This is a genomic window from Intestinibacter sp. (assembly GCF_051866655.1).
In the GTDB taxonomy this organism is placed as follows: Bacteria; Bacillota; Clostridia; order Peptostreptococcales; family Peptostreptococcaceae; genus Intestinibacter.
The window spans coordinates 1-7,101 of the sequence record NZ_JBJDXL010000078.1; the positions used below are offsets into that span (position 1 = coordinate 1).

The window sequence follows — 7,101 nt, forward strand, 5'->3', positions numbered from 1 at the left end:
TTAACAATCGATTCACCTCCTGGGCTACATATATATTGTTATATTTGCTTATTTTTTAAATTTGCTAGGACAATTCTGCCCTAGCAAATCATCTAAAACTAATCGTCCCAACCATCTTCAACGTCGAAATCTTCAACAAAGGCTTCGTCGTTTTCCATAGTCTCTTTTATAGTTTCTGCTAATTCTTTTTCTTTTGTTCCAAGGACATCTTCTTCTGTTATTTCTTGTCCGTCTTCTCCACTAGTCAATGTCATACTTCTACTTCCTATTTGTGAAGATGTTACTGCTATAGTTTTAACTAATTTAGCAAGCTGATCTGAAGTTTTTGCTGTAACAACTAATTCAGGATTTCCTGTGAATCTCTTTAATAATTCTTCATCGAATTTATCACCTATACCTAGAGCTACCTTTAAGCCGTATTTATACCAGTTGTTATGTTGAAGCTTGTCTAGGCCACCCATTGCATCATCTGTTGCATATCCATCAGTTAATAGGAATATTACTGGTGCATAGCTTAATGATGGAGAGTTTAAAAATTCTTTTCTTGAAAGCTTTTTAGATAATTCTTCAAATGCTTCTCCCAAATCAGTAAGACCTTCTGCTTTAAGTCTTGTCCAATATTGATAGTCGTCTACTGACATAGGCTCTTCTGTAATCCATTTGCATCCATCAGAGAAAGTCATAACTGCTAGTTTTATATCAGTTGTAGCTCCACCTAAGCCTCTTAATTCTGGAAGTAATTCCTCCATAGTTGTATTTAATGTTCCTATTTTTTTACCATACATACTGCCTGATGTATCGACTAAGAAGAACACAACTAAGTTCTTTTTAGAAATTGGTTTGACCTCTAATGGATCAAAATCTAAATCTGTAAATTCATCTCCTGTTATTTCTCTATCTTTATGTAAATCTAGTGCCATATCGAGCCCTCCTTATTCATTAAAATCTTCTTCATTTAATAATTATAATTTTGCTATTATACCTTTTCCAAAATCTATAGTCATGCCTCTACCTAAAGCTCTAGCCTTGCCTGGTTCAAGCTCTTTCACTTCACCACTTGGAAGAGTGCATTTCCATGTTTCATTTGTATTATTTTTAATTCCCATTACACCCTTGTGCTTTTTATTTTCAACTATAGTAGCTGTCACTGTATTGAAATCGTCATTTCCCTTCGCTGTAAAGCATTTATATAATTTTTGTCCTGCAAACATAGGTATACTCACATCGCCAAATTGCATTGACAAGAACTTGCTTGAACAAGCAGGACATATATATACATTATCCTTATAAGAATAAGCGTTAGAAAATCTAACTCTACCACAGTCACAAGGAATTATATTAGATCTTAGGCGAACAAATAATTTTTGCCATTCATTTTCTATAATTCTGTGGTTAGGATTTTGAATTCCTGTTGTAAATGATCTTACGAAAGCATCCTTTATATATTCTGGATAAACCTTCCATAGCTTGATTACATTGTCATGTACTCCCATAACAGGTCTATTAGATTTATTGTTAGGATCGTATATAAATACTGGTTCCTTTCCATAGTGTTTTAAGTCTGCACCTTCATGTAAGCACACACTCTTTAGAACCTTAGCCCCTTCAAGTGGGTCATGTCTAAATAATAATTTAAATAATACAACTGCTAGAGAGTATTTATCTGTTTGTACATCTGGCTTAGCTATTCCTCTTACTATTTCAGGAGCCATATATCCTGGCATACCAGCTATACCGAAGTTTTCTCCCTCTGGAGCTATATTATCACAGTCACAAACTAATAAGTCTCCTGTTTTTATGTCTATGTAAAAACCTCCATCATTCAAGTCTTGATAACTCTTACCAGCTCTGTGAAGCTCTCTGAAGGCTATTACAATATTTATAGCTGCATTTACAACTGATTCTAAGCTTTGGAACTTAACTGGTACTTTTCTTATTTCATTTGTACCTGCTATCTTTTCTATTTTATATGTATTTAAAATATCTGTAAGACCTACATAATTAGAAGGTATTAAATTCATTAAATATCCGAAGCTTCCATGCTGATTACCTTCTGTCAAATATTGTGGCCATAAGAAATTGTCGCTTGGAGATTTATCATCAATATTATTTCTTATGTTATGTCTAAATGCATTAGGCTCTCTCAATTTATCGTAAAAATACCATTTCAATGCATATTTCTTGCCTTTATATTCCACAAGATAAACAACACCTTGAGCACCTCTACCAAGTTCACTTATTATCTTCGCACTATCACCGTATTCAATCTTAACAGATGAACCTATTTTTAACTCTGCCATATTATTTCACCCTTTTCTTTCTGCTTTTATTTTATAAATATTTTATTTTCTATATTATATATTAATTTATTCTAATTAAATAAACATCTTGAGTATCATTTGACTCTACAGTATAATTTTGAAAAAAATAACAAGTCTTCAAGCATGCTGCATTTACAGCATCTCGTATTAATGTCCTAGCATACTCATCTTCACTACAGTAAAGCTTAAAATAAATATTTTTACTGCCGTTATTTTGCTTAATATTTTTAAATTTATCTAATATAAATTTATCTAATTCCCTTTTTCCATTTATTATACAATTATTTTCATAGAAAAAGTTATTTTCTAAGCTATTACATACTTCAAGCTTTTCAAAATTTCTATGATCTCTCAATATATCATATTCTCGTAGATTAAAATAATCGTATCTAATATATTTAAATCTTTCAGATAAATTTATGTTCCATGTTACATCTATGTGGTACCATTTTTTATTTATCTTAACCATATTCCAAGCATGACTCTGCTTAGGTGCGTACTCATTCCACGAATCCCCTAGAATTACATTACAGTTAATTCTAGCCAAATCGCACATATGCTTAAATGCCTTAGATATTCCATCACATACAGCCTCTTTATGTATAAAGCTGCCAACAATCGTATGACATTCTACATCATCTGGAGTGTGGTCGTATTTGTACTTTATGCTGCTCGTCAAGCATCTATGGATATATCTTTCTCTTTCTAGATTAGAAGGCATAGTTTTTATCTTCTCTTCAAAAGGCTTTAAGATAGAATTTATTTTAGCTTTTATATCTTCAGTTTTCTTCTTATCATAGACGTATATTGGCTCTATCCAGACATACTTGTCTATGTTATAGTATGCAATTTGATAGGGATTAACATAAAACATCATAGGATTATCGTTTATAACCATATAATAGATGTCTCTTGCAAATTCCATTTTTCCTTTTACTGCAATTTTTTCTTCAAAATTTTCTAATGAAAAATAAATTTTCTTATAAATTTCTCTTCCTTCTTCATTCAGCTTACTAAAATAATATTTCATAATATTTCCTTTATTCGTCGGCTTCCTTCACTACATTAGAGCTAATCCAGTATCCACCTTCGCCTTGTATATAAACCTCATACCAAACTCTCTCAGGCTTTGTTATTGCCTTACCTGTAGTATATAGAGTATGTCCTTTATTAACTGTCATCTCTACATCTGAATTTATATTTGCTCTATCTCTGATATTTGCAGCCTCCTCAGTTACAGTTATAATTTTAGGAACTACATTTATAACAGAGCTACTTATCCATCCTTTTTCATTGTATAAATTTACTTCATACCAAACTTTGCCATGGTTTGTATATGATTTTCCAGTTAAATTTAATACTTCATATTTTTCAACTATTCTAATTGATTCTGAGTCCTTATTTGCCTCTCTTCTTATATTCGCAGCATCTGTTTTTACGCATCCAAATTTTTCATCGTAAATTTTATCAGATATAAATTCTACTGCATTTCTTGAAAGTATATGATAAATACTAATGTGATCATATACTAATCTAGGCTCAAATACACCACTGATTATGAATATAATAATAAATAAAGCAGACCACTTTACTATAGTTTTATTTTCTTCTTTTATAGTAGATGGAATACTTTTCATTTTAACCTGTAATGCATCGAATTTTTTTTCATAGTCCTGAATCAATGTATAAGTAACATTATAATCATCCAAATTCTTAACTGATCCCGATGATACATTTTTTAGAGTAAAATCCACAGCACCTTTTAAATTTATATATTTATTGTAGGTACTTCTTCTAGTCAATTTAACCTTTAAATCCTTTAAATTTCTAAATGTCCCTTTCAATAAACGTATTCCGCAAAAAACACCAAATATACCTAAAACCAACATTTTTTTATAGACATAGCCTTCTTTTAATACAAATAAATATGATGCCATCATAAGTATACATCCAATAATTATAAATACGTTTATAAAAGCAGACCCAAATAAATTTAGTGGTTTCAATTGTGAAACACTGTTTCTGTAAAATTGTATAACATTATCTATTTTTTTATGTAGTAAATCTAATTCATATTCTAGCTTTTGTATTTTATTGCCAGGAATTGTAGTTGTTTTCTTTTGGTTTTTGCGCTTATTTTTGTATGTATCTTGTTGGTTTACAGTTTGTTTTTTATTATCTGTCTGTTTTGTCGTAGTCTTTTTTACACTTTCTTTGGTATTATTTTTAGAATTAGCCTTTTTTTCTTGAGCTTTTATTTCTTCTATGCTGATTATTTTATCTGTCCATTTTAATCCATAAGAAAAACAATTTAAAAGATAATCGATTCTAGATTTATTTATTTCATTAGCCTCAAAAATACTTTTTGCTTTTTTCTTTTGCTCTTCTCTATCTAGATTCTTTGTTTCAGCTTCGATTAAAGGTTTGATTGCTCCACTATTAATCGCATCTAATACCCAATTTATCTCCATTTTTTCCTTTGGTATAAGATCGGTTAATACGGAATATACGACTTTTTCATTTTGAAATGTTTCTACTCCTAAATGTTCATATATATATCGCAAGGACTCGCTTAAGTTTTTATCCCTTCCCATATACATTTTTCCTCCAAATTTTAATAAGTTTTACATTTTATTCTATAATTCTATATTCTATATGATACTTTAAAATAAGTCGATTATCAATATTTATTTAATTGATTTTTGTCATAAAATTACTACCAATAAAATTACAGTAATTAAAAGGAAATTGAGAGCAAAACAACAATATTTCGCCTCAATTTCCCAATTTGATATCTTATAAATTGTCAATCTACTTTTTTAATACATATCTCTATCTTTGACAGTCGCCTTTTCTCGTATTTGATCTGAATACGCTGAATCTATATGCATCATATCCATAAACTCTTGTACTGAATTGAAGCCTCCAAGCATAGTTCTAAGAGAGATTGCCTTATCTGCTATTTCTTGAGTTACTCCTGGAAGCTGTAGTAAATCATTTACAGAACAATTGTTTATGTTTATTTGACCATCAGTATTTACTGAGCTATCTGTATTTTTCTTGCTATATGATATATATTCGCTGTTGTCTAGAATTTCCTCATTGCCTCTAGTTATAGATTCATCGTAATACTCCTTAAGTTCGTCGTCATTTTTATTTGCATCAACTGTATCGTAGTCTCTGTAGCTCATTTGAGAGTGATATGTACTGTCCAAATGAGTATCATTTCCACTACTTTCTATATAGTCTTTTCCTTTGTATTGTTTTTTTACATGCTTTCTTAATTCTTCTAATTCTTTATCTTCTATACCGTTAGTAAGTATATAATCTCTTCTTATAAGATATTCTTTTCTAACTAAAAATGAATGCACAAAACCTACAATTAAACTTGCAATCCATACTAATGCAGCAATAGTCGATATAAAATCATACGTTGGATCATATACAAATATCCCTGTTAAAAGTATAGATATAAGATAAATTAAAAAATATACTATTCCTGTTACCTTCCATTTAGTTGTTCTAGATTTTGTTCCAATATACAAAAATGATATAAAAGAGAATCCAAAAAACGAAAGTGCTATCCACCATGAATTAAGGATTTCCCATATCAAGCCTCGTCTTGTTACCGACATTTTCTCACACCTTTCAAATAATTATTTTTATTTTATAAAATCCTCACGCATAGGAGTAAAAGTATCTACTACCACACTCTCTTCTAAAGCAGTTAATGCATGTGGTTCATTTGCTGCCATAAGCATAGAATCTCCCTTTTCTAATATATGAGTTTCATCGTTTATTGTAGCCTTTAATTTTCCACTTACAACGTAAGTACATTGTTCATGTGGATGTGAATGCATAGCTGCTGTTACGCCTTCTTTTTCAAAGTGAACTTCACATACCATTAGATTATCGCAGTAATTTACTATTTTTCTATTTAATCCTTCTGCCATTTGTGTTATTTCTAATTCTTTGCTAAAAGAAAATTTCATATACATAGCCCTCCCGTTATTTTAAATATACAATTCATATATAAATTTTATCACATTATAATAATATTTATAAATACTATTAAAAAATATTCTTGTATATAGTTAAAAAAATAAAATTGAGGTCATAAAATAAATAACCTCAATTTTATTAATTATAACAAGCCACAAAGTGATTGTCGTTTATTTTTTTTAATTTAGGCGATGATTTTAAGCATTCATCGCTTCTTAAATTGCATCTACTGTAAAACTTACATCCACTATGAGGTATTGTTCCTTCTTCAATAGATATATCTGGTATTTTCCAATCGATATCGCCTATTGGAAAAATTGAATCGACTAATAGCTTTGTATAAGGATGCATAGGGTTACCTATAACCTCTTTTGCCAATCCAGCCTCTACTATACTTCCTTTATTTAAAACTATAATTCTATCACATAGCAATTCGACTAAAGCTAAATCGTGGCATATAAATAAATATGTGATATCCTTTTTCTCCTTTAATTCGTTTAAAAGAGAAATTATCTGCCCTTGAATAGAAACATCTAAAGCACTAGTTATCTCATCGCAGACTAAAATAGTTGGTTCTACAGAAAGTGCCTTTGCTATAGCTGCCCTTTGGCATTGACCGCCGCTTAGTTCACTTGGGTATTTATCTGCACATTCCTCTTCTAATCCGACTAAATTTAGCAACTCTTTTATTTTAATTTTTCTATCCTCTTTAGGAATTTTATTGTTTTTAAGTAGCTCATCTATACTTTTTCCTATTTTCATTCTAGGGTCAAAGCAT

Annotated in this window: 7 protein-coding genes; all 7 read right to left on the reverse strand. The window is 30.1% G+C overall.

The window, feature by feature from the left end:
• Nucleotides 1-98: 98 nt before the first annotated feature.
• Nucleotides 99-920, reverse strand: a complete 822-nt coding sequence (locus ACI3VO_RS02120) for a vWA domain-containing protein (protein WP_439756325.1) — start codon at nucleotides 918-920, stop codon at nucleotides 99-101.
• Between the two features lie 42 nt (nucleotides 921-962).
• Nucleotides 963-2,300 carry a protein kinase domain-containing protein gene (locus ACI3VO_RS02125; protein WP_439756326.1) on the reverse strand — a complete coding sequence of 446 codons (1,338 nt, stop codon included), beginning with the start codon at nucleotides 2,298-2,300 and terminating at the stop codon, nucleotides 963-965.
• 61 nt (nucleotides 2,301-2,361) lie between these two features.
• Nucleotides 2,362-3,351: a transglutaminase domain-containing protein gene (locus ACI3VO_RS02130; RefSeq protein WP_439756327.1), complete on the reverse strand. Its 990-nt coding sequence runs from the start codon at nucleotides 3,349-3,351 to the stop codon at nucleotides 2,362-2,364.
• A 10-nt stretch (nucleotides 3,352-3,361) separates the two neighbouring features.
• On the reverse strand, nucleotides 3,362-4,915 hold the full coding sequence (locus ACI3VO_RS02135) for an SH3 domain-containing protein (protein WP_439756328.1): 1,554 nt from the start codon (nucleotides 4,913-4,915) through the stop codon (nucleotides 3,362-3,364).
• A 225-nt stretch (nucleotides 4,916-5,140) separates the two neighbouring features.
• Nucleotides 5,141-5,956 carry a helix-hairpin-helix domain-containing protein gene (locus ACI3VO_RS02140; RefSeq protein WP_439756329.1) on the reverse strand — a complete coding sequence of 272 codons (816 nt, stop codon included), beginning with the start codon at nucleotides 5,954-5,956 and terminating at the stop codon, nucleotides 5,141-5,143.
• 27 nt (nucleotides 5,957-5,983) lie between these two features.
• Nucleotides 5,984-6,313: a cupin domain-containing protein gene (locus ACI3VO_RS02145; RefSeq protein WP_439756330.1), complete on the reverse strand. Its 330-nt coding sequence runs from the start codon at nucleotides 6,311-6,313 to the stop codon at nucleotides 5,984-5,986.
• A gap of 148 nt (nucleotides 6,314-6,461) precedes the next feature.
• Nucleotides 6,462-7,101 (reverse strand): oligopeptide/dipeptide ABC transporter ATP-binding protein (locus ACI3VO_RS02150; RefSeq protein WP_439756331.1); only part of this gene is annotated, 640 nt, incomplete at its 5' end.

Bases quoted from the DNA above. Each gene is read 5' to 3' on its own strand.
- ACI3VO_RS02140 (WP_439756329.1), bottom strand. From the start codon at position 5,956: ATGTCGGTAACAAGACGAGGCTTGATATGGGAAATCCTTAATTCATGG.
- ACI3VO_RS02145 (WP_439756330.1), bottom strand. From the start codon at position 6,313: ATGAAATTTTCTTTTAGCAAAGAATTAGAAATAACACAAATGGCAGAA.
- ACI3VO_RS02135 (WP_439756328.1), bottom strand. From the start codon at position 4,915: ATGGGAAGGGATAAAAACTTAAGCGAGTCCTTGCGATATATATATGAA.
- ACI3VO_RS02130 (WP_439756327.1), bottom strand. From the start codon at position 3,351: ATGAAATATTATTTTAGTAAGCTGAATGAAGAAGGAAGAGAAATTTAT.
- ACI3VO_RS02120 (WP_439756325.1), bottom strand. From the start codon at position 920: ATGGCACTAGATTTACATAAAGATAGAGAAATAACAGGAGATGAATTT.
- ACI3VO_RS02125 (WP_439756326.1), bottom strand. From the start codon at position 2,300: ATGGCAGAGTTAAAAATAGGTTCATCTGTTAAGATTGAATACGGTGAT.